The sequence below is a fragment of the Brucella haematophila genome, assembly GCF_005938105.1.
GTDB classification, from domain to species: Bacteria; Pseudomonadota; Alphaproteobacteria; order Rhizobiales; family Rhizobiaceae; genus Brucella; species Brucella haematophila.
In genome coordinates this window covers 14,522-34,661 of sequence record NZ_VCPE01000011.1, presented here as the reverse complement: position 1 = coordinate 34,661, position 20,140 = coordinate 14,522, and the positions used below count along the sequence as shown (strand labels likewise).

The following is a 20,140-nucleotide window of genomic DNA, read 5'->3' as shown; positions in this document are numbered from 1 at the left end:
ACGGTGATGAAAACTTTTCTTCGGATAATCGGTGTCCTCATCGTTCTTGGCATCGTCGCCTTGCTGGCTTTCCTGTTCGTTCCGGTACAGCTTACAAAGCCGACGAAAGAACTGGCTGCCGACTGGAAGCCGGCCAAGGGGCAGGGCGAATATGTCATGTATGCATCCGACTGCATGGCCTGCCACACGGCGGATGGCGGCAAGCCATTCGCTGGTGGTCGCGCCATTGCAAGCCCGATGGGTCAAATCTGGACAACCAATATCACCCCGGACAAGGAAACGGGCATCGGAAACTGGACGCTCGATCAGTTCCGCGCCGCGCTCTATGACGGTATCCGCGCCGATGGCGCACATCTTTACCCGGCCATGCCTTACGAAAACTATCGCAAGCTGACCGAAGAAGATGTGCGTGCGCTCTACGACTACTTCATGCACGATGTGCAGCCGGTGAAGAACGAAGTTCAGCAGACCGAACTCGGCTTCCCGTTCAATCTGCGCTTTGGCATTCGCGCCTGGAACTGGCTCGCGCTGACCCATAAGGCTGGCTTCACGCCAGTGGGCAAGAACGAAGTTCAGGAACGCGGCCAGTATCTGGTCGAAGGTCCGGCGCATTGTGCGGCCTGCCACAGCCCGCGTACCAGCTTCATGGCGCAGGATGGCGTCAGCGTCGGCGATAAGAACTTCCTGACCGGCGGCGTTGTCGACGGCTGGAATGCGCCTTCGCTGCGTGGCGCGCAATCGGCTCCCCAGAAATGGTCGGTCGAGGAAATGGCTGCCTATCTCGCAACAGGTCGTAATGCACACTCGACCGCAAACGGCGAAATGGGTCTGGCTGTCGAGCAATCGTTCCAGCACCTGACCGATGCCGATACTCTGGCGATTGCCGCTTTCCTCAAGGGCATTGACGGTGCGGCTGTCGAAGTTCCGCAGAGCTTTGCGGCCAAGGCGCCGACAGTCCTGCCTGCGGCGCCTGCCGATGCGGCTGGTGAAGCAACGGCGAAGATGCTGACGGAAGCATCACCGGATATGCCGGTGGGCGCCCGCCTTTATCTCGACAATTGCGCTGCCTGCCACTTCGTGACCGGCAAGGGTGCACCGGGAATATTCCCGGAGCTGGCTGACAACGATCTGGTGACGGGTTCGGAAGTGAAGCCGCTGGTCTCGATCATTCTGCATGGTGCGGAAGTGCCGTCGACGGCAAAGCGTCCGATGCGTCTTGTGATGCAAGGCTATGCTGATCGCCTGACGGATCAGGAAGTGGCGGACCTCGCTTCGTTCGTTCGTTCCGCCTGGGGCAACAAGGCAGGCGCAGTTTCGGCTGGTGATGTGGCTGCGGTTCGCAAGAGCCAGGCTGCGCACTGATCGGTTTCGACGTTTGAAAAACAAAGGCGGCGGGGTGAAAGCTCCGCCGCTTTTTATTTAAGCCTGAGCCGCCCGGCTGCGGTGAACATGCTCGATCAGCGCGCGAAGCTTGGGCGCGATGTTCTTGCGTGTCGGATAGTAGAGATAAAAGCCTGCGAAATACGGGCAGTAATCTTCGAGAATGGGGATCAGTTCGCTGCGGTCAATCCATGGGCGGAAGCTTTCTTCCATGCCGAATGCAATGCCTGCGCCCGAAACGGCCAGCTTGATCATCAGTTCCATATCGTTAGTGGTGACTGTTGGCGGCACTGCAACGCTGAATTCCTTGCCGTTTTCGGCAAATTCCCAGCGATAGGGCGACGATTTCGGGAAAGGTCGCCAGCCGACGCAGAAATGCGATGTCAGTTCCGCCGGATGAGCGGGAATCCCACAGCGCTCGGAATAAGATGGTGCACAGACGGCAAGTTGCCGTTCTTCTCCGGCAATCGGCACGGCGATCATATCCAGCGCAATCACCTCACCCAGACGCACACCAGCATCATAGCCTTCCGCGACGATATCGAACTCGTCATCCGTGACCATGATGTCCAGTTCGATCTCGGGATATTGTTTGAGGAAGGTTGCCAGCAGCGGCCCCGATAGGAAGCGCTCCGCAATGGACGATACGGCGAGGCGCAAGCGTCCACGCGGTCGTTCCTTGAGCGCCTCTGTTCCCTCCAGCGCTGCGGTCATTTCCGCCACGGCTGGCGCGATCTGGCTATAGAGCCTTTCGCCAGCTTCCGTCAGGCTGACGCTGCGCGTGGTGCGCTGGATCAGCGCAATGCCAAGACTTTCTTCAAGCTTGCGGATCGTCTGACTGATCGCCGAACGCGTCACACCCTGTCGCTCGGCAGCAGCCCGAAAACTGCGTTCTTCCGCGACGAGCGCGAAAATGGCGAGGGCATTCAGATCCGGAGTCATTGGTTAGTTTTGCTTTCCAGTCTGGTTAAAGAAGGTGCGGTTATCGAAACAATGATTGGCGCTTACAGTCAAGACGTTCTCAATTCCCAAAGAAAGGAACAGCCATGGCTGTCGATAAAGTTGTTCTCGTCACCGGCGCATCCAGCGGCATTGGTGCCGACATTGCGCGCGAACTCGCTGCAGCGGGCGCCAAGGTGGCGCTTGGTGCGCGTCGCATCGAGCGTCTCGAAGCGCTGACTGCCGAACTGAACCAAGCGGGCGGAACGGCCTTCGCCCATCCGCTTGATGTCACCGACCGTGACAGCATGAATGCTTTTGCCGATGCGGCACGCAACTTGTGGGGGCGCGTTGATGTCATCGTCAACAATGCCGGTATCATGCCGCTGTCACTGATGGCTTCGATGAAAGTGGAAGAATGGGACCGCATGATCGATGTGAACATCAAGGGCGTTCTTTATGGCATCGCAGCGGTGCTGCCTGAAATGACGGCCCGCGGTTCCGGTCACATCATCAATATTGCCTCGATTGGCGCATTGAGTGTTGCCCCGACGGCGGCAGTTTACTGCGCGACGAAATATGCGGTGCGGGCAATTTCCGAAGGGCTGCGTCAGGAAAACAGCGCGCTACGCGTCACCTGCATTCACCCCGGTGTTGTGGAAAGCGACCTTGCGCATACGATCACTGACCCCATCGCAATTGAGGCGATGAAGACCTATCGCGCCATCGCGCTGAAGCCTGATGCAATCTCACGGGCTGTTCGTTTCGCGATAGAGCAACCGGACGATGTGGACGTCAATGAGATCGTCATTCGTCCAACGGCAACGACCTGAGGAGGACGAGGTTATGCCGATAGCCTCTCTGCCCATGATCGCCGCGTTTGCGGTCGCCGTGAATATATTCTTTCTGACCCCAAAAGGCCTCGCAATGAACAATCAGCCTGATCTGTCAGCTCCTGCTGACCAGAGCCACTCCTATGCCGGTATGTGGATCACCGGGGATGGTCATGTCCGTCACCATCTTCTCCCCAACGGACGTTATGACGAGGCGCGTGGTAGCCGTGAAAGCGCCTATCAGGGGCGTTATGAAGTTCGCGGCGACCATATCTATTACTGGGACGATACCGGGTTCACAGCCGACGGGCGTTTTATCAATGATGTTCTCCACCATGGCGGCATGATCCTCTATCGCCAATAGGTTTGTTGTTTCGCGTGCATTTTGAGCGGTTGCCCGATTATCAAAGCAAGCGCTCAAGGCCGTTTTGTTGAGAATGATAAGGGATTTATTGAGAATTTCACTAACTCAATTTATGTAACTAAAAATATTTCTCAGATTAGACAGTTTTAGATCTCAAAAAATATTAACGAGTGAGTTTTTGAATTTTTTATGTTCTTCGCGTATCTTTTCAAGCTGTGCCGTCTCTGCATTCATTTATCTTTGAAAAGAAAATTCACGAATTAGGTGCTTGTAAAATAAAGAGATTTTCATGTGGTATAAGAATAGCTTGCCGTTAAACACGGAAAAATGGGCGATTCTTGAAAAAAATATTAACCCGCATATGATAGAGAATCACTAATTAGGCAGAGAATTGAGAAGTGAATGATTTGGGGGGCAAGTGAACCTGGTTGAAAGGGCGGAGATTATTTCCGTCCCGACATATAGGAGGGAATATGGTGTACATAAAATACGCGTTCCCCGCGCTTGTAGCGAGTTTTGTTCTTTCTTCAACATGCGTTATGGCCCAAACGCCCACAGCGACGTTTAATGTACAGATTACGATTACTGCGGCTTGCCAGATTAATTCTGCAACCAACATGGACTTCGGTTCCAATGGTGTTTTGTCGACCAATGTCGATGCGACCAGCACCATTACTGTGCAATGCACCAATTTGACACCTTACAACATTGGCCTGAGTGCTGGCAGTGGAACGGGCGCAACCGTTGCAAACCGTTTGATGACGGGACCGGCAAGCGCCACGGTTGGCTATTCCCTTTACACCACGACGGCACGTACAGCCGTCTGGGGTAATACTGTTGGGACAAACACGGTTGCCGGCACAGGCAATGGTGCCGCACAGGCCTATACGGTCTACGGGCGTGTGCCAGTGCAAACAACGCCGGCTGCTGGTGTCTATACGGATACGGTAACCGCCACGATCAGCTATTAACGTCACGGAGGGTAGAATGCGTGTTCTCACTTTTGCCGCGGCGTTATTTGCGAGCTTGTATCTCATTCCGGCGCATGCGGCTTCCTTGCGCGTTTCGCCGGTCATCATCGATCTGAGCGCGCCAACGGCGGCTTCAAACATTCGCATCTGGAACGATGCAAAACGGCCCATCAATGTTCAGGCCAGAATATTCCGCTGGAGCCAGAGCAACGGGGTCGACACGTACGCGGAAGCAACCGATGTCGTCGTCAGCCCGCCCATATCGCAGCTGAAACCCGGCGGCGAAAACATCGTGCGTATCGTTCGCACGTCGAAAAGTCCGGTCAAGGCGGAAGAAAGCTACCGGCTGATTGTCGATGAACTTCCTGATAATGCGCAGCGGCGATCCGGCACCGTCAATCTGGTGATCCGCCATTCCATTCCGGTTTTCTTTTCGCAACCCGGTACGCCGGATGCGAACCCGTCCTGGAGTGTTCAGCGTAAATCGGGCGGTTATCAGGTGACCGTCAACAACACGGGAAACAAGCGTCTGCGTGTTTCCGACCTTGCATTGCAGGGTGCGGGCGGTCGTGCCGTCGCACAGCGGAAAGGCCTTGTTGGATATGTTCTGGGGCAATCAAGTGCATCTTGGTTTATTCCTGGAACAGGTGGTAGTCGGGGTGGTGGCTCGCTGACGATTTCAGCTCAAAGCGAAGCTGGCCCGATAAATGCGCAAGCGAGCGTCAGGGGCGGTTGATCTTGCGGTTTTGACGATTGCGTTTCTAACGGTCTGCACAGGATGTCTGAAAGCTGCGGCGCAGGAATTGCCACCTACGTCGTCGGGGACGCTTGTTTCCGACGATACCCCTCTGGAGCTTCAGCTTGAGGTCTATGTGAATGGCGCATCATCGGCGCTGATCGCTACGTTTCGTCAAACACCGGACGGATCACTTCTGATTGAGCCGGAACAGCTCAAGAATGTCGGGATCAAGCCCGCCAGGGAAGCTATGCGGGATGACGGATGGATCGACGTGAACCGGCTCTCCGGGGTCAACGTCACCTATGATAAGGAGAACCAGATCGTTCGTTTCGATGCGCAGGAAAACAAGCGCGCCGCGCGTGTGATTGATGCACAGTCTGGCGAGGAAGTCGCGTCTGAGGAAGAGGACGACAAGCCCAAAGCCAAGAGCAATTTCGGCGGGCTGGTGAATTATACGATCTATGGCGCCAGCGGCGGACAGGATTGGTATGATCTGACGCAGTTCGAAGGTGTTTCGGGCCTCATGGAAGGGCGCCTGTTCGGTCCCTACGGCGTCTTGTCATCGTCACAGGTGATCAGCTCGTCCGATACCGACAGGTTCGGGTCGACGCGGCTCGATACGCGATGGTCCTACTCGGATCAGGAAACACTGATGACCTATAATGTCGGTGACTTCATTACGGGTGGTCTCTCATGGACACGACCGAGCCGTCTGGGCGGCGTACAAATCCGGCGCAATTTTTCATTGCGGCCAGATCTGGTCACCATGCCGATGCCCGAGCTGTCGGGGTCTGCGGCTGTGCCGTCAACGGTCGATGTTTATATCGACAATGCGCGCCGCGCGACCAGCTCTGTTGCATCCGGCCCATTTACAGTCACCAACCTCCCGGTGGTCACCGGTGCGGGCACGGCGCGCATGGTGGTTCGCGACGTTCTGGGCCGCGAAACAGTGACGGAAACCCCATTCTATGCCTCGGCTGATTTGCTGGCTAAGGGTTTCGCGGATTTTTCCGCTGAAACCGGTTTTGCTCGCCGTTATTACGGCACGGAATCGAATGATTATGATGACCGCATCGTGGGAAGCGGCACCGTGCGTTATGGTCTCACCAACAACACGACCGTCGAGGGGCACGTTGAAGGTGCTGAAAATTTCTACAATGCGGGCATTGGCAGCGTACTCAATATAGGGCCATTCGGCGTTGGAACCTTGTCCGGAGCGACCAGCAAATTTGGTGGCGAAACCGGCTACCAGTTTGCAGCTAGTGTTGAAGCCGAACTTTGGGACATCAAGTTCTATGTGCGTACCCAGCGTACCTTCGGCGACTATAATGATATTGCCTCGATCACGGCTGATATTGACGAGACCGGGCTTCCGTCCAATAGCGCCAAGCCTGCCAAAGCGCTCGATCAGGTGTCAGTTTCGCTGCCACCCATCTTCGATAGCACAAACCTTAATTTCTCCTATGCACAGATCGAAACCGCCGATTCCGAAAAGTCGAGAATTCTTGGCGTCACCGCCACACGGCCTTTCGGTGAGAAGGGCAATATGTTTGTGTCTGCCTATACGGATTTTGAGCAGAAAGGCTCGTTCGGATTATATGCCGGACTGTCCTGGTCGTTCGACCATAACATCACGGCATCGACAAGTGTTTCGGCTGATGAAAACGGAACTACTGGATCCATCGATTTGATGAAATCCGAGCAGGCCGAAGTGGGAAGCACTGGCTGGCGGTTGCGCGGTTCTTACGGCCAGAGCGATATTGTTGCCGCCAGCGGCAGCTATCGCAGCCAGATTGGCAGAATTGAAGGTAGCGTCGAGAAGTTTAATGAGAATGTCCGCGCCAGTGCGCAGATTGATGGTGCTGTTGTCCTCGCGGGCGGCGGTGTGTTCCTGTCGAACCGCATCGACGATGCTTTCGGTGTGGTGGATGTGGGTGCGCCGGATGTCGATGTTGAATTCGAAAACCGTCCCATGGGCAAAACCAACAAGAGCGGCAAAATGCTTCTGCCCAATCTGCGCTCCTACGACAAGAACGTCATTTCAATCGACCCTAGTAATCTGCCCATTGATGCGACTGTAGGAGAAACCCGACAAGTGGTGAGCCCAAGTGATCGGGGCGGAGCCGTGGTGGATTTCAACGTCAAGGCTGATACACGAGCAGCCCTTGTCACCTTGCGCGATGAAAGCGGTGCTTACATCGAGACCGGATCCACAGCGCGTCTTAATGGCTCCCAGGAGTTCATCGTGGGCTATGACGGTCAGGTCTATCTTGAAGGCATTGAGAACTCCAACACGTTGATAGTGACGCAATCCGAAAAGGGCTCATGCCAGATCACGTTCACCGTGCCGTGCAATACAGAAGCGCGCGTTACCATTCCGGACGCCGTATGCAGGAGCACGCAATGAGATTTTATCGCATCGTCGCATGCGCGTTGTTCAACCTATTGATTTTTCTACCCAGTTGGACCTATGCGCAAACCTGTTCCTTCAGTGTCACCAATGTCAATTTTGGTACGGTCAATCTTCTGGCGGGCGGAGCGGTTGATACGACAGCGACATTGAGTGTCAATTGTTCCAACACGCTCACAGTCAGTCTGTTTCTTCGGGTGTGCCCCAATATCAATGCGGGCAGCGGCGGTTCAAGTGGGGGCTTGCGCACCATGCTGAGCGGTAGCAACACATTGACCTACCAGCTTTACTCGGATACTGCCCGTTCGGTTCCCTGGGGGTCTGTTACCAACACGACATTGGGGTCTCCGCCACCCATCGACATGACGTTGCTGCCGCTCACATCCACTTCCGCCACGCGCACGATCTATGGGCGTATCCTGTCCGGGCAGGCGGCCACGCCAGGCGGCGCGTATCTGTCGACATTTTCGGGTGCTCAAACCCGCTTCAACTATGCCAGCTATCTGCTTGTGGCGCCTGCCTGTACCGCCATGACGGATAATCCAACACAGCCGTCATTCAATGTGACGGCGAATGTCGATCGCACCTGCACGGTCTCCGCCACGTCCATCAACTTTGGCAATCACGGGGTTCTGACATCGAACGTGGATGCGACCGGTACTCTATCGGTAAGCTGTACCACCAACCTTCCCTATAGCGTTTCGCTCAATGGTGGTTTGAGCAATACAACACCGACACAAAGGCGGATGACGCTTGGCTCCAATGCAGTCATCTATGGGCTCTATACAAATGCCGCACGATCAATCCCGTGGGGTAACACCACCGGGCAGATTGTAACCGGGACGGGAACGGGAACCGCGCAAAGCCTGACCGTTTATGGTCGTGTCGCGCCGCAGACCACACCAGCACCGGGAACCTATTCGGATACGGTGGTGGTGACGGTCAGCTATTGATGCTTCAAGGGGTCTTTTTCTTGCGCGGCGGCTTCGCGCTATTAAGCGCTATGGCAGCGCGAATGAGGGCTGTCAGCGCATCGGCATTGATCTCTTCGTCTTCGCGAATATCGATGGCCCGGCGCATATTGCCGTCCAGGCTTGAATTGAACAGACCAGTCGGATCGTCCAGCGAGGCACCTTTGGCAAAAGTCAGTTTGACGACCTGCTTATAGGTCTCGCCGGTGCAGATAATGCCATCGCGCTCCCACACGGGTACGCCGCGCCATTTCCATTCCTCAGTGATTTCCGGATCAGCCTTCGTGATGATGGCACGAACACCGGCGAGCGTTTTGCCTCGCCAGTCGTCAAGTGTGGCAATGCGTTCGTCGATCAGCTGTGAAGCGGATTTGTTTTCATGGGTAGTCATTGTTTCACTCACATCTTTTCGCCGGGCAACTGGCTTGCTTGCCTGACCCAGTCGGTAAATTGCGCTTCGTCCAGCACGTCGTTTTCCTGGATGTGGAAGTAACGCGTATCCTGGCTCTTGGACTCCACCGGCGGCTGCGGGGTCAGGGAGAGACCGCGAAAGAAAGCAACCTTTATATATTTGGCGAAGCAATGAAAGCTCAGAAACCAGCCTTGTCCTTCAAGCCCGTAGAAAGGTGAATTCCATTTGACCGCCTTGTGAACGTCTGGAACCGTTTGTTCGATGAGCGTATTTAGCCGGCGCCCCACCTCGCTTTTCCAGCCGGGCATGGCGGCGATATAGGCATTGACCGGCGCGTCGCCTTCGCCCTTTGGAATTTGCGGGTTGCCGCCGGATAGGAGAACCGGCTTGGATGATGCCTTTTCGGCCATTTTGTTTCCTCCTCCGTACCACCCGGGAGGAATGTTAGAGCATTTTTCGCAACAATGTGAAACGGATTTGCGCGCTGGGCCGCTCTGTGGCCAATTTGGGCAGCGTTCAGGCGCGCTGCCCTACATATCGTCCGACAGCAGCCGGAACGGCTAAACCCTTATGGGCAAGCGTGAGATCTTCCAGCGTTTGCAGAATGACAGGATCGGCGGCGACCGCCTTGCCTGCTTTCGTATCGACATGGAGCAGCATCTGCTCCGCGCTTGCCAGTTCTGTCTCACCGCGTTTCAACGAATGGATCAGGTGAATGCGCTTTGCATCGAAGGACAGAAGCTGTGTGTCGACATGCAGTTCGTCGCCAGTTTTGGCTTCATCGCGGTGCATGATGTGGGTTTCGACGGTGTAATAACTGTGGCCACCGTTTAGATAAACGGCATCGACGCCGATATGCGCGAGAAACTGGTCGGTGGTCTGCCCAAAAAGATCGAGGTATCGGTGCTCGGTCATATGGCCATTATAGTCGATCCATTCCGGGATCACACGGGCATCGAGTAGCCGTAGCGGACCGGAGCGAGACGCTATCTTGTCGTCGGATGTGTCGAGTCGCGCGGTATACTCATTCAAAAGTGCGCCTGCGCCCCAGCCTTTGCCCTGCTGTTGCTGGGATAGGGCGCGGATGATGGCTACCAGATTGGCGTCGCGAATGGACTCAAGATCGCGGATCGACAGGTTTTCGTTCTGCGCGTCAGACTGGCTGGCGATGCGGCCTATCAGGGTCTCGTCCAGCTCCGGAACATCCGTCAGTTTCGTCCACGGCCATTGCAAGGCGGGACCAAACTGCGCCAGAAAGTGCTTCATCCCCGCCGGACCACCAGCGATGCGATAGGTCTGGAACAAGCCCATCTGCGCCCAGCGCAAACCAAACGAATAGCGGATGATATTGTCGATCTGCTCGACCGTGGCGATGCCGTCTTTGACGAGCCAAAGCGCTTCGCGCCACAAGGCTTCCAGCAAGCGGTCGCCGACAAAGGCATCGATTTCCTTTTCGAGAATGACGGCTTCCATACCCGTGTGGCGGTAAAGCGCGGCGGCCATTTCGATAGCCTGCCTGCCGGTCTTTTCACCCGGTACGAGTTCCACCAGAGGCAGCAGATAGACCGGATTATAGGGATGCGCGATGATCAGCCGTTCCGGGTGCTGCAAGGGGGCTTGCAGCTTGCTCGGCAGGAAGCCGGAGGTGGATGATGCAATCAGCGCGTCGCTGGAACAGGATGCCTCGATCTCCTTGAGAACGGCCAGTTTAAGGTCGAGCCTCTCAGGCACGCTTTCCTGAATCAGGATGGCATCGCGCACAGCATCGGCCAGTGATGGCGCGAAGGAAAGTGTGCCTTCGTTTGGCAGGCGCTTCGGGGTGAGGGCGGACAAGGCGCGCCGGGCATTGTCGAGGATATGCTCGGTTGTCGCCTGCGCATCCGGCGACGGGTCATAGACTGCAACGTCATAGCCGTTGAGCAGAAAGCGTGCGGCCCAGCCGCTGCCGATGACGCCGCTACCGATGCAGGCGATCTTGGGAGGATGAATGGTCATGGGCATCACCAACGCTTCTTGAGCTTGAGCTTTTCGCGAACTTCACCGGGCGTCAGTATCTTTGACCCCATATTGACGGCGATGTTTCTGGCGCGTTCCACCAGATCGCCATTGGAAGCGAGCACGCCCTTTTCGAGCCAGATATTGTCTTCGAGGCCGACGCGGATATTGCCGCCAGCGAGCACCGCAAGTGCTGCATAAGGCAATTGGTTACGACCAATGGAAAATGCTGAGAATATCCAGTTATCCGGCAGATTGTGGAGGATGGACACCAGCGTCGCGAGATCATCCGGTGCGCCCCATGGAATGCCCATGCACAATTGCACCATCACCGGGTCGTCAAGCAGGCCTTGCTGTTGCAGCCATTGGGCCAATGGCAGGTGACCTGTGTCGAAAATTTCGATTTCCGGGCGCACGCCCAAATGTTGAATTTGCGCTGCCATTTCTTTCAGCATGGCAGGGGTGTTGGTCATCACATAGTCGCCTTCGCCGAAATTCATGGTGCCGCAATCAAGCGTGCAGATTTCCGGCAGAAGTGCTGCGACATGCGCAAGGCGCTCTGTCGCGCCCGCCATATCGGTCTTCGACGCATCCGGTGGCAGAGGCGCTTCGGCAGAACCGAAGACAAGATCGCCGCCGACGCCTGCGGTCAGGTTAAGCACGATATCCACGCCGGAAGCGCGTATATGATCGACCACTTCGCTGAACAGTTCGACCTTGCGCGATGGCTCGCCTGTTTCTGGATCGCGCACATGGATATGCGCGATTGCGGCACCTGCTTTAGCGCTTTCAATCGCGGCGTCCGCGATCTGCCTTGGCGTGATCGGCACCTTGTTGGAGCGATGTGTGGTAGCGCCAGCGCCAGTAACGGCGGCTGTGATGAAGGTTTCGCGAGTGGGCTGCAAAGGCATGGTGATTTCCCTCGATTTTTGTCGAGCTTGACAGGTCGCAGATTGCTGAGATTATCATTTTACGAAATTAGTTTGGCGAAGAGCGAAGCACGTGATCTTTGAACCATCCGATGAACAACTGTCTGTCACCCTGCTGGTTTTGCCGGATTGCTCGCTCATGTCATTGGCCGCAACACTCGACCCGATGCGCGGCGCCAACCGCGTGACGGGTCGTTCGCTCTATTCGTGGCGGGTGGTGTCTCCGGATGGAAGCGACCCCATCACCTCAAGCGGCCTGAAGGTTGGTGTGAATGGGAAATTTGAAGCGACGCCGCAGGATATCCTGATTATCGTCAGCGCATTTCATGCGCTGGAACACGCAACCCCAAAGCTTCTTGGGCAGTTGCGTCAGGCCGCCAAACAGTCCCAACTGGTGATCGGTGTCGAAGCGGGTTCATGGGTGTTGGCAAAGGCCGGGCTTCTCAATGGCAGGAAAGCCACTACCCATTGGGAGGATCTGGAAGCTTTCTCCCAGCGTTTCCCGGATGTGGAAATGCAGTCGGACCGCTGGGTGCGCGACGGCACTTTTCTGACAACAGGTGGTGCGGCTCCCGCGCTCGACATGATGCTGGCGCTGATCCGCGCCCGGCACGGCTATTCCATCGCGCTCGATGTTGCGAGCCTCTATGTCTATGACGAGGTGCGGCAGGCTTCGGATGCGCAGCCACTGGTCTCGCTGGGGCGGCTTTTGAACCGGGAGCCGCGACTGGCCGATGCCATCAAGATTATGGAGAACCATATCGACCGGCCTATACCAGTGACCCGGATTGCCAGAAGGCTTGGTCTTTCGACGCGCAGTCTTGAAATGCTGTTTGCCAATGTGATCGGGCAATCGCCTGGCAATTATTATCTGTCGCTTCGGCTCAAGGCTGCTCGACGCCTCATCCTCGATACGCATCTTTCAATGGCGGATACGGCTGAACAGACCGGCTTTTCGTCGATCAGTTCGCTCTCCCGCGCTTTCAAGCGGCATTTCGGACAGGCGCCGAGCAAGTTGCGGCAAAAATAGTTTCGCGGCTTAATAAATATTATAAGCCGAGGCCGGACTTCACTTCAGCGAGTGCTGGCTTGCCGTCAAAAGTATTGAAGCCGTCGAGCCAAGCGTCGAGCTGTGCCGGGTTCTCCTTGATCCATTTCGTGACGGCATCCTTGGCTTCCATGCCGTCATTGAGGATCATGTTCATCATGGTGCTTTCCATCTCGGTCGTGAACTTCAACTTCGACAGAAAATGCGAGACATTCGGGCAATCGGTGGCATAGCCCTTGCGGGTCAGCGTCTCGACGGTTGCGGCACCGTCATTGGGGCCAAAGAGATTATCACCGTTTTCCAGATAGGTGAGCTTGTAGCGAATATTCATCGGATGTGGGGTCCATGCGAAGAACACCACCGGCTCATCTTTGCGCACGGCGTTTTGCACCTGTGACAGCATCGCCTGTTCGCTCGATTCTGCCAGCTGGAAATCCTTGAGGTCGAAATTGTTCTTCTCGATCATTGACTGGATCGTTGCATTGGCGCTGCTGCCCGCTTCAATACCGTAGATCTTTCCGCCGAGTTGGTCCTTGAATTTTGCTATGTCGGCATAGGTCTTGATGCCCAGATCCTTGCCCGTTGCCGCAAGGCCGATTTTCGCATTTTCGAGATTAATACCGGCTTGCTCGATTTTCTTTCCTTCGAGATAGGGTTTGCGCACTTCTTCCTGAAGGGGCATCCAGTTTCCAAGGAAAATATCGATCTGGCCATTTTCCAGTGACTGGAATGTCACCGGCACTGAGAGAATTGTCGTCTGAGGCTGGTATCCAGCCTTTTCAAGCAAAAGCGATGCGAGCGCCGTGGTTGCGGTGATGTCGGTCCAACCAACATCCGAGAATTTCGGCGCTTTACAGGATTCTGCCTCGGCTGCAAAAGCCGGAGCAGCGGACAGGATTGCGATACCCGCCACCAGCAAGTGATTGAGCTTCTTCATCATCTCTCCCCTTTGTTTTTTGTTGGGAACAATATGATAGGGGAAACTGACAAAGTCACTTTACGATTCGCGCATCATTATTGGCGGTTTACGAAGCTGCTGCCCGGTGCAAACCCCGATTGCTTGAACGAAGCGGCGCGTTCGGCTCCGTCTCACGACGGCGAGAAAATATTGGTCAATACCCATGCCAGCACGCCAGCAACAATGAGAGGCGATAGGGCATGGAGGACGTGTGAAATGCGTGAACAGGCTGGTGTGTATTGGTCTGGAAAGGACGGCCCGCATGGGTAAATCCGGGCGCGAATTCGCTGAAATTGGCGAGCCAAAGTGCTGCCTATTGGACCAGTCTCAAGAGCGTCGATTTCTTGCCGAAGATCGCATCCGACGCGACAGGACCGGACGAGAGGCAGGCCGTGTCTGATGCGGTGCGGCAAGCTCTCTTCGCAAAACGAAGCGCAGTTTCACGGTCGGTAAACAATCCGCCGGTCAGGCCAAGCCTGTCAAACACGACCCATTGGCCTCGCTTGTCCTGACTAACGGCAAATCTGGCCCGTTGTTCCGGGACTACAGTGTTCGGGATGCTGGTCATGATGGTTATGCCTCATGTATCATTTCGGGGGATGTGTCAGCGGGGAACGACCGCCAATTGCGTGCGGCTGTTGCCATCAATATCGCGCAGGGGCACGATTGGATGCACATCGGGATCGAGTGCGGCAAGTGCACGGCGAATAGAGGCCGTGGTCTCGTCATTCGTCGTGACAAGCGGCAACCGCACTTCAGGCGACAGACCGCGCATGTGATGCAGCGCATATTTGATAGGAACCGGGTTGGTGTCTTGCTCCAGTGCCGTCAAAAGCGGCTTGAGTGCAAAGGCGAGTGAGCGCGCGCTACAGCCATCGTTGCGCTGGCAGGCATTGTGGATAGCAACCATCGCGGCTGGTACTACGTTTGAGATCACCGATATTGTGCCGTCACCACCCTCCAGATTGAATGCTGTGGAGGTCGTATCATGGCCTGAAAGCTGGATAAGCCGGCTTCCCAGACGACGGATGAGACGCTTGGGCCTGTCCAGATCGCCGGTGGCGTCCTTAATGCCGATGATCGCGGGATGTTTGCAAAGTCGTTCGATGGTGTCCAGCGACAGGTCGACACCGGTTCGGGTGGGCACATTGTAGAGTATGATCGGAATCTGGGTATTGTTTGCGACCGCCTCAAAGTGGCGATAAAGCCCTTCCTGAGAGGGGCGGTTATAATAGGGCGTCACGATAAGCGCGGCATCGGCGCCGCATGCGGCGGCCGCACTGGTCAGGGCGATGGTCGAGAGCGTGTCGTTCGTTCCGGTCCCGGCGATGACTGGCACGCGTCTGGCCGAAACCTCGACGCAGGTTTTGATGAGACGGATTTTTTCGGCTGTGTTCAATGTCGGCGCTTCGCCGGTGGTGCCACACGGCGAGAGCGCATGGATGCCTTCTCCGATTTGCCAGTTTATGAGATCGGCAAAGGCGCGGTAATCGACTTCGCTACTGCGAAACGGCGTGACAAGCGCAGTTGTTACACCACAAAGCCTCGTTTTGAGTTCATCATAAGCCATAATCATTTGTCTCCGCGTTTCGGGTGGATTCTCCCCCTCGCTTCGGCTCAATCGAACCGGTGGCGATGCGAAAAACTTACGACCGGGCGCATATAAATTCGAGACGACCACACCGTTCAAAATATTAAAAACGCATCAATGTCCTGTAGTGCTTTTATAATTTCTCTAATTGCAAATGCTTATCATAATCATTCAACACATTGATATTGCTTGACAATTTTTCCAGTTGCAAATAGATAAGCCGCATCGGGGAGTAGCCACCACCGAAGCGCGGCCCATTACAGCGGCGCTGAGATCAAGTGGGATCACGTCAACACAATCGCTGAAAAGCGTGGCGTGATCAGCCGTTTAACGGCCCGGCAAGACCGTGGTATCAGCCATCCGCCGACGGACGGATGGCCTTTGTTGCCCGGCCAATCCTCCGTCTGAGCAGACATGATGTCCCCCATCACGGTATTTTTTCTGTCCGTCAGCATGTCGGTCGATGCATTTGCAGTTTCTGTCGGGCGTGGCACCGCCTTGAACCGCCCCCGACTTTCCGAGGCGTTGCGCACCGGCATTGTTTTTGGCGTTGTCGAAGCCATCACCCCGTTTCTCGGCTGGGTGGCTGGTATTCTGGCCAGCGACTGGGTTTCGCAAATCGATCACTGGCTGGCATTCGGCCTGTTGTCAGCGGTCGGTCTGCATATGCTTTACACGGTGATCTGGCCCAAGGATGACGACGCGGATGAGAGGCCCCAGGGAGGCTCGTTCCTCGTCCTGTTGGCGACGGCGGTTGGCACCAGCATCGATGCGATGGCTGTCGGCCTGTCGCTTGCTTTCCTCGGCATTGGCTTGCAGGGTATTATCGCGATTTCATTGGCCATCGGCTGTGCGACATTTATCATGTCCACGATGGGACTGATGATCGGCAAGGTAATCGGCGCCAAGTTCGGCAAGTTTGCCGAGGTGGCAGCTGCGGTGGTGCTATGTGCTCTCGGCACGTCCATTCTCTTTGAACATCTTTCGGCATAGGTTTGCAAAAAATGACCTTGAGCAAGTTTCAGTATTTCAGACGCCTTTGGGTTGGCGCAGCCGTGCTTCTCGCATTTCTCGCACTGACGCAGGTGAAGTCTGCCTGGATCGGAGAAACCCACGAAACCATTGAGGTGGTCGGGATATTCCTCATTCTCGCGGGCATTGTCGGGAGACTGTGGTGTACACTTTATATCGGCGGCAAGAAGTCGTCGGAACTGGTTCGCCAGGGTCCCTATTCCATCAGCCGCAATCCGCTTTATGTCTTCTCGGCCATTGCCGCTGGCGGTGTGGGGTTGCAATCCGGCAGCGTTGTCGTCGGACTGATCTTCGCCCTTGGATGCGCGGTGCTGTTTCAGCTCGTCATTCACCGGGAAGAAAAACACCTGGAGGGCATGTTCGGCGAGCCCTATGCGGCCTATCTGCGGGAAGTGCCGCGTTTCTGGCCGAAATTCTCCATCTATCGTGACTCGACAACCCTGGATGTCGTGCCACGCAGGGTCTATGTCACATTGATGGACGGACTTGTGTTCTTCGCCGCCAAACCAGCTTTTGAGGCCGTTGAATATCTTCAATCATCGGGTGTGATCGACGCTTCCACAGCGATGTTTTGACCCCGACTTAACGCCAGAATTTCTTGGCATCGAGAACGTCATCAAGAGCGGTTTGGGCTTTATCAATCAACTGACTCTTATCGGCATAGAAGATCAGCTTCTGAGCCTCAGGCGTTTCTTCGATGCCATATTTTTTCAGCACGTCATGGCCTATCGCCAGATCGTTCAGTGAACCCAGCCGGTCTTGCAGGGCTTCCATGGCCTTGTTGAAGTTCTTGTACCGGCGCAGCCCACGCTTGTCGGCAAACAGCGGCGCGAAGAATTCTGCGGCATAGCGTAGTTTCTTGGCGTCTTTGCGCGCCTCATGCCTGTGCTCGTCATCGATCCCGGAAAGATCGCGACCGTGCTTCTTGAGCTTCTTGCGCATCCGGTCGAGCGCTTTTGCAGCGAAGTCTTCGACAGGCTTTTCACAGTCCGGGTGTTTGGCGTAATCACCGCAAAGCAGCCATTCGTTGAAGTCGAGCATCAGTGCTCGGCTCCGGGCTGAACCCAGTGCTTCGACAATCTCATCGTAAGAGTTTTTGCGTGCGGCTTCGAGTTTTTCTCGCAGTTCGCCATCGACGGTCTTCAACAAAAGCACATCCAGATTGCGGGTCTCGCCAAGTGTATTGGCAAGCCAGCCGAATTCGTCCGAAAACCGCTTGCCGTTTTCATCAAGCAGAGGCCTGAACAGAGACAGCGCCGAGCGCAGCCGTCGCATGGCAACGCGCGCCTGATGCAGGCTGCCGGCATTGCCCCTTTGCAGCAGCAAGGTTTCGTTCAGCCGGAACTGGCGGAAACAGGACAGCGCGATCATCCTGAAGCTCTCACCTGCGTTCAGCCGTTGCTCCAGATCGATGGCTTCCGCCTTCGCTGCGCTGCGCATAGCCGATAACAGCCGGTAGCCGCGCTCTGATTTGGATTGAGCGCCGATCTTAACCGGGACAATTGCATTGACCTTGCGGGCGAGCGCGAAGAGCTGTCTCGGCTCTCCGCCTTTCAGTTCAAGCTCGATTTCGTGAAACGGCGCTTGTCGGTCGCCAGCGATCACGATGCCGGAATCGGCTGCCACTTCGATGCTCGTCGTGCTCTCGGTCAGATTCCAGATGCGGCGATTGGTAACGACTTCAAACTGCACGATGAGATCGCGCTCGATCGGGCCGAACCGGTTGAGAAGCGGGCTATTATAGTCAAAGACGGGTGTGTTCGTCTTGGCCGGGGTTTCCCACTCGGATCTGGCGAAAAGCGATGCGTTGGAACCGGTCGCCTTCACGGTTTGAATGCTTTTGTCGCCAGAACGGCGGATACGCAAGGTGAAGCCATTATCGAAGAGCCGGCAATCGCCGGTGTCGAAATAAACTGAGTGCAATTCCAGTGTCGCAGCTGGTTGCCCCAAAAGACTGGACAGAGCGACCTTTTCAAGATCGGCAGGGGAAATTTCGAGCTTCAGTTCGATTTCGGCCAATGGCGTACTCCTTATTGGCAGCCCCGATAACGCCTTCCCGACTAAGTAATCGAATCTTCTGTCAGTCTCATGACGGAGATTACAGCAAATCTACTCAAGTCTCGCGTATTTTACCGCGTCGGGATAGCACAACAAAGGCCCTGATGCGCAATGCGTAGTCCTTACAGGCCGGTTTTATATTGTCGTTTTCAACATCTTCCGCTTGGCCAGCCATTACGTTTGTTCGTGCAGCCTCTGGCTGGATTGTCATTTCAAAGATGGTTCGCACTTTGGAATAGTCGTGTTTGATACTTCACTAAAACCATAGACAATATGTTCTGCAAGACGTGATTTTGCGCATTTTGCCTGTGGGGGCACCACCAATTGACGATGACCTATGGAGTTGAGCCATGACCGAACGCAGCCGAAATCCCTTGAAATTCGCCTATTGGGTCCCGAATGTTTCTGGTGGCCTCGTCATCTCGAATATTGAACAGCGCACCAGCTGGACGATCGAGTATAACCGCAAGCTCGCGCAAATCGCTGAGGCCAACGGGTTTGAATATGCGCTGAGCCAGATCCGCTTTACGGCGGGTTACGGTGCTGAGTTCCAGCATGAATCGGTGTCATTCAGCCATGCGCTGCTCGAATCCACCAAGACGCTGAAGGTGATTGCTGCTCTTCTGCCTGGACCGTGGAACCCGGCGCTTGCCGCCAAACAGATTGCCACGATCAATCACCTCACCAATGGTCGTGTTGCGGTCAATATTGTCAGCGGCTGGTTCCGTGGCGAGTTCCATGCCATTGGCGAGCCGTGGTACGACCATGATGAGCGTTATCGCCGTTCGGAAGAATTCATTCGCGCGCTGCGGGGCATCTGGACCGAGGACAGCTATTCCTTCCACGGCGATTTCTATCGCTTCAACAACTACTCCTTGAAGCCCAAGCCAATCGATCCGCAGCCGGAGATTTTCCAGGGCGGTTCGTCGCGTGCAGCACGCGATATGGCATCGCGCGTGTCCGACTGGTATTTCACCAACGGCAACTCGCCGGAAGAAATCGCCAAACAGGTTGACGATATCCAGACCAAAGCGAGGGAAAACAACCATTCGGTTCGTATCGGCGTCAATGCTTTTGCCATCGTGCGTGACACGGAAGAAGAGGCGAAAGCCGTCTTGGCCGAGATTGTCGAGAAGGCCAATCCGGAAGCGGTCAAGGCCTTCGGTCACGAAGTGAAGAATGCAGGCAAATCCTCACCGGAAGGCGAGGGCAACTGGGCGAAGTCCAGCTTCGACGATCTTGTGCAATATAATGATGGCTTCCGTTCCAACCTGATCGGCACGCCACAGCAGGTAGCGGAACGTGTTGTCGGGCTGAAGCGGGCTGGGGCTGATCTTATTCTGCTTGGCTTCCTGCACTTTCAGGAAGAGGTCGAATATTTCGGCAAGCATGTCATCCCGCTGGTGCGTGAACTGGAAGAAGCGGAAGACGCCGCAGCCCTTGCTGCAGAATAGTCGTTATCTGATGCCGGATGTCTGGAGAAAGACCGTTACAGTTTTCTCCGCATCTG

Annotated in this window: 20 protein-coding genes and 1 riboswitch; of the genes, 11 read left to right on the top strand and 9 right to left on the bottom strand. The window is 55.5% G+C overall.

From position 1 onward, the window contains the following. The first annotated feature begins 6 nt into the window (after nt 1-6). Nucleotides 7-1,362 carry a c-type cytochrome gene (locus FGI60_RS16470; protein WP_138786118.1) on the top strand — a complete coding sequence of 452 codons (1,356 nt, stop codon included), beginning with the start codon at nt 7-9 and terminating at the stop codon, nt 1,360-1,362. Between the two features lie 57 nt (nt 1,363-1,419). Here the strand turns inward: FGI60_RS16470 and FGI60_RS16465 are convergent, their stop codons facing one another. Then, entirely contained in the window at nt 1,420-2,322 is a 903-nt protein-coding gene (locus tag FGI60_RS16465; protein ID WP_138786117.1) for a LysR family transcriptional regulator, read from the bottom strand. Nucleotides 2,323-2,426: 104 nt separating this feature from the next. Between FGI60_RS16465 and FGI60_RS16460 the strand changes: the two genes are divergently transcribed. From FGI60_RS16460 to FGI60_RS16435, 6 genes are all read left to right on the top strand, one after another. Further along, entirely contained in the window at nt 2,427-3,152 is a 726-nt protein-coding gene (locus FGI60_RS16460) for an SDR family oxidoreductase (RefSeq protein WP_138786116.1), read from the top strand. A gap of 13 nt (nt 3,153-3,165) precedes the next feature. Next, on the top strand, nt 3,166-3,516 hold the full coding sequence (locus tag FGI60_RS16455; protein WP_374843523.1) for an Atu4866 domain-containing protein: 351 nt from the start codon (nt 3,166-3,168) through the stop codon (nt 3,514-3,516). A gap of 539 nt (nt 3,517-4,055) precedes the next feature. Next, on the top strand, nt 4,056-4,487 hold the full coding sequence (locus FGI60_RS16450; RefSeq protein ID WP_235889839.1) for a Csu type fimbrial protein: 432 nt from the start codon (nt 4,056-4,058) through the stop codon (nt 4,485-4,487). A gap of 16 nt (nt 4,488-4,503) precedes the next feature. Further along, nucleotides 4,504-5,223 carry a fimbrial biogenesis chaperone gene (locus tag FGI60_RS16445; protein ID WP_138786114.1) on the top strand — a complete coding sequence of 240 codons (720 nt, stop codon included), beginning with the start codon at nt 4,504-4,506 and terminating at the stop codon, nt 5,221-5,223. Continuing rightward, complete coding sequence (locus tag FGI60_RS16440; RefSeq protein ID WP_138786113.1) at nt 5,195-7,633, top strand: fimbria/pilus outer membrane usher protein; 2,439 nt, start codon at nt 5,195-5,197, stop codon at nt 7,631-7,633. The genes FGI60_RS16445 and FGI60_RS16440 overlap by 29 nt, the downstream gene beginning before the upstream one ends. Beyond that, nucleotides 7,630-8,589 (top strand): Csu type fimbrial protein, encoded by a 960-nt coding sequence (locus tag FGI60_RS16435; protein WP_138786112.1) that lies wholly within the window; start codon nt 7,630-7,632, stop codon nt 8,587-8,589. The genes FGI60_RS16440 and FGI60_RS16435 overlap by 4 nt, the downstream gene beginning before the upstream one ends. Before the next feature lie 4 nt (nt 8,590-8,593). Here the strand turns inward: FGI60_RS16435 and FGI60_RS16430 are convergent, their stop codons facing one another. The 4 genes from FGI60_RS16430 to FGI60_RS16415 all read right to left on the bottom strand — a co-directional run bounded on the left by FGI60_RS16430 (nt 8,594) and on the right by FGI60_RS16415 (nt 11,925). Beyond that, on the bottom strand, nt 8,594-8,998 hold the full coding sequence (locus FGI60_RS16430) for a DUF1801 domain-containing protein (protein WP_138786111.1): 405 nt from the start codon (nt 8,996-8,998) through the stop codon (nt 8,594-8,596). 8 nt (nt 8,999-9,006) lie between these two features. Then, nucleotides 9,007-9,429: a DUF1801 domain-containing protein gene (locus FGI60_RS16425; RefSeq protein WP_138786110.1), complete on the bottom strand. Its 423-nt coding sequence runs from the start codon at nt 9,427-9,429 to the stop codon at nt 9,007-9,009. Between the two features lie 106 nt (nt 9,430-9,535). Next, a complete protein-coding gene (locus FGI60_RS16420) occupies nt 9,536-11,014 on the bottom strand; it encodes a carnitine 3-dehydrogenase (protein ID WP_138786109.1) in 1,479 nt (492 codons plus the stop codon). A gap of 5 nt (nt 11,015-11,019) precedes the next feature. Continuing rightward, complete coding sequence (locus FGI60_RS16415) at nt 11,020-11,925, bottom strand: BKACE family enzyme (protein ID WP_138786108.1); 906 nt, start codon at nt 11,923-11,925, stop codon at nt 11,020-11,022. Nucleotides 11,926-12,016: 91 nt separating this feature from the next. Here FGI60_RS16415 and FGI60_RS16410 point away from each other — a divergent pair, with 91 nt between their 5' ends. After that, the gene (locus FGI60_RS16410) at nt 12,017-12,973 is read left to right on the top strand and encodes a GlxA family transcriptional regulator (protein WP_138786107.1); all 957 of its coding nucleotides are present in this window, start codon (nt 12,017-12,019) and stop codon (nt 12,971-12,973) included. A gap of 19 nt (nt 12,974-12,992) precedes the next feature. Here FGI60_RS16410 and choX read toward each other — a convergent pair whose 3' ends face one another. The 3 genes from choX to dapA form a co-directional block, all read right to left on the bottom strand. After that, nucleotides 12,993-13,928: a choline ABC transporter substrate-binding protein gene (gene choX / locus FGI60_RS16405; RefSeq protein ID WP_138786246.1), complete on the bottom strand. Its 936-nt coding sequence runs from the start codon at nt 13,926-13,928 to the stop codon at nt 12,993-12,995. 334 nt (nt 13,929-14,262) lie between these two features. After that, a complete protein-coding gene (locus FGI60_RS16400) occupies nt 14,263-14,517 on the bottom strand; it encodes a hypothetical protein (RefSeq protein WP_138786106.1) in 255 nt (84 codons plus the stop codon). Nucleotides 14,518-14,553: 36 nt separating this feature from the next. Further along, the gene (gene dapA / locus FGI60_RS16395; RefSeq protein ID WP_138786105.1) at nt 14,554-15,519 is read right to left on the bottom strand and encodes a 4-hydroxy-tetrahydrodipicolinate synthase; all 966 of its coding nucleotides are present in this window, start codon (nt 15,517-15,519) and stop codon (nt 14,554-14,556) included. A 236-nt stretch (nt 15,520-15,755) separates the two neighbouring features. Next, nucleotides 15,756-15,877: riboswitch (yybP-ykoY riboswitch) on the top strand. An 80-nt stretch (nt 15,878-15,957) separates the two neighbouring features. Between dapA and FGI60_RS16390 the strand changes: the two genes are divergently transcribed. Next, nucleotides 15,958-16,533 carry a manganese efflux pump MntP gene (locus FGI60_RS16390; RefSeq protein WP_138786245.1) on the top strand — a complete coding sequence of 192 codons (576 nt, stop codon included), beginning with the start codon at nt 15,958-15,960 and terminating at the stop codon, nt 16,531-16,533. An 11-nt stretch (nt 16,534-16,544) separates the two neighbouring features. Further along, nucleotides 16,545-17,147: a methyltransferase family protein gene (locus FGI60_RS16385; protein WP_138786104.1), complete on the top strand. Its 603-nt coding sequence runs from the start codon at nt 16,545-16,547 to the stop codon at nt 17,145-17,147. A gap of 7 nt (nt 17,148-17,154) precedes the next feature. Here the strand turns inward: FGI60_RS16385 and FGI60_RS16380 are convergent, their stop codons facing one another. Further along, nucleotides 17,155-18,591, bottom strand: coding sequence for a CYTH and CHAD domain-containing protein (locus FGI60_RS16380; protein ID WP_235889838.1), 1,437 nt, complete (start codon nt 18,589-18,591; stop codon nt 17,155-17,157). Between the two features lie 389 nt (nt 18,592-18,980). Between FGI60_RS16380 and sfnG the strand changes: the two genes are divergently transcribed. Beyond that, on the top strand, nt 18,981-20,084 hold the full coding sequence (gene sfnG / locus FGI60_RS16375) for a dimethylsulfone monooxygenase SfnG (RefSeq protein ID WP_138786102.1): 1,104 nt from the start codon (nt 18,981-18,983) through the stop codon (nt 20,082-20,084). Nucleotides 20,085-20,140: the final 56 nt, after the last annotated feature.